General features: G+C 64.3%; 1 protein-coding gene and 1 pseudogene. Both read right to left on the bottom strand.

All coding sequences use genetic code 11. From position 1 onward, the window contains the following. A partial coding sequence (locus NJH59_RS25320) for a DUF6531 domain-containing protein (RefSeq protein ID WP_253087464.1) occupies positions 1 to 2,054 on the bottom strand: 2,054 nt, incomplete at its 3' end. After that, positions 2,051 to 2,650: pseudogene (locus NJH59_RS25325) on the bottom strand (type VI secretion system tip protein VgrG); the annotation flags it as partial. The pseudogene NJH59_RS25325 and the gene NJH59_RS25320, both read right to left, overlap by 4 nt.

The raw sequence follows: 2,650 nt of genomic DNA on the forward strand, positions 1-2,650 counted from the left end.
TCGGGACGGATGTGCTGCAGCAGGTTGCTGCGCTCATCAAAGCTGTAGCGGTCCTGGCTACCGTCGGGGTGCACGTGGCGGATGACGTTCTTGCGCTCATCCCGGAACAGCCACTCCGAATTGCCGTCCGGATGACGGATGCGGTAGGTGTAGCCCTGGATGTCGTAGTAGTGCCAGGTTTCCTGGCCATGGGCGTCGGTCACATAGGTGAGGCGGATACGCTCATCCCATTCCAGGCGCACTTCGAAGCTGCCGTCATCTGCCCACTCATGGATGGCCCTGGCATGCGGGCCGTTGCCGTCCCACTCCAGGTTGAAACCGCGCCCGGTGCGGTCGGTGTAACGGGTGATCAGATGATGCTGGTACTCATAGTGCCAGGCGGCACCGTTTTCATCCTGAGCCGCCACCAGGTCACCCGCGCCGTCATAGTGATAGGCGCACAGTTGGCGCAGCGGCTTGCCATCGACCACTTGCCAGAGACCCTGGATATGCCCGTGCGCGTCGAGCCGCGTTCCCAGTTGCAGGTGTACCTTGCTGGGGTCGTCGTCCTGGTAGGTGTTGATGTCGGACAACACCGGCTGGCCGTTGTGGCGATGCTCGTAGTGCAGCATGGCGCCCGCGCCGCTGCGTAGCTGAATGTGCGTCAGATAGAAGCGATCGCCATGGCGCGCATAGGTCTCCCGGCGATCCAGGCCACGCAGCAGTACCAGTTGCTGTTCGCCGGTGCGCACCAGGGTGAGGTACTCGACAGCGTCGTAGTGGGGCTTGCCCTTTTCGGGCATTGGAAAATCGTGACTGCGCCCATCGAAGTCAAGCAGCACCAAGCCCTGGCCGACCACGTCGATGCAGGTGGTGAACTCGGTGAGCCAACGGGCACCGAGGCTGGCGTTGTCGAGGCGCCCGAGGCGCGAATTGTAAGTACGGGTCCAGATGACGGGAAACGGGCCTGGCAGGCTGAAGTCGGTGTGGTCCAGCGACTCGCTGCCAAGGGCGAAGTTGATACGGTTGCAACTGCTGGCACAGGTGCCGTTCTTGCTGTCGTTGGCCGCCTGTTTGGCCGACGCCTGCCGGGTAATGGCCTCGGTCTCGCCCTTGGCATCCTGATGCCTGGCCTGGGTGGTCTTGTCGCCCTTGACCGTGCTGCCGAGTGCCTTGGGATTGCGCTTGTGCCAGAGCACACTGCTGTTGTGCAGGATAAGGCGCATGCTCTCGATGGATTGCGGGTTGGCTGCACTGGTCATGCTCATCAGTTGCGTACGCATCTGTGGCGCCAGGCTACGCAGGGCCCGGGTACGGGCCAGCACTTCATGCTGTACCCCCTCGGGCACGGCATTGCGCATGATCATGTTGGCGGCGCCCTTGCCCATCGCGGCGTAGGCATCGCTGAGGGCGGCGAAGGCGTTTTCGAAGACCACCGAGGGGTCGGAACGCAACGCGTTCTTTGCTGCAATGGCGCTGCGCCCGGCAGCCTCCAGATTCGCGGCGCTGTCGAGCTTGCCGGTAATCACGGCATCGATCGCGTTGGCCGTGTTGTTGACCAGCTTCTCACCGACGTCGGCGCACTCCTTGAGGATCGCCTCCAACTGCCCTTCTGCGTCAGCGAGAAAGGCATCGATTTCGCCAAGCAAGGTGGCATTGAGGTGGCCGACGATGATCTCGATCAACGAGGCGCCGAGCATCTGCTTGCCTTCCTGACGGGCCAGCACCAGCATCGGCCGCAGGCTCTTGCGCGCAGCCGCCATGGTCGGTGGCGTGGGAATCACGCCGATCAGGTTGATGCCCAGGCTGACCCAGTCAAGCGGGTCGGGCTTGTCGCTGGAGGCCAGGTTGACAACGTCGCCGACCGCATCGACCAGGGCGATGATGTTGCCGATGACCGGCAGCACCTCAGCCACCTCCTTGAGGCGCTCGAGGTTGACGTAGCCACCGCTGATATCCCGCAGCCAGGCGTCGAACACGGCGGCGCCGCTACTCACGTCCTCGATGCCGATCTGATCCAGGGGAACGACTGCGGCCTGTGGTGGCCGTTGTTTGGCGGGGGTGTTGTCGCTCATGAGATCAGTTCACCTGGCAGCAGATCGGTAACGGTATTCAGGCCTGGAGCCTTGAGGTCGGTCAGTGAGAGGGCCGGCAGCGTGGGCAGGCTGGCCCTGGCGCCCTTGAGTGCAGCGCCCGCCTGGTCGGCCACGCCCAGGGCGACCGAGGCAGCAGGCAGGGCAGAGCTGGCGGCACTGACCAGTTGCCTGGCACTGCCAAAAAGGCTGCCCTTGCCATCGTTGGGCAGCACCAGCTTGTCGACCAGCGTTGCCACTACCGTGGGCGAGTGGCTGGGGTCAGGTAGCTGCAACGGCCAGTTGACCAAACCGATGTAGCTGCTCGGTGTCCACGGCGGGGTCGGGTCGCGTCCGAACCTGACCGACGCCGGCCCCGGTGCAACCCCCGACACGGCATTGAACCCCTGGCCATCGAGGCTGCCCTTGAGCACCGTACCCAGCGCATCGGTCACTTCGTAATCGCCGGCCTGGATGCCCTTGGCATTGGCGTACAGGTTGAACAGCTCCAGGCTGCCCTTGCCCGGCTTGGGCGGCTCGGGGAAGGTCCCGGCCAGGCTCTTGGGCCCCACATGGGCGAAGTTCGCCGCGTGCGCGGT

The organism is Pseudomonas sp. VE 267-6A, assembly GCF_024126555.1.
In the GTDB taxonomy this organism is placed as follows: Bacteria; Pseudomonadota; Gammaproteobacteria; order Pseudomonadales; family Pseudomonadaceae; genus Aquipseudomonas; species Aquipseudomonas palmensis.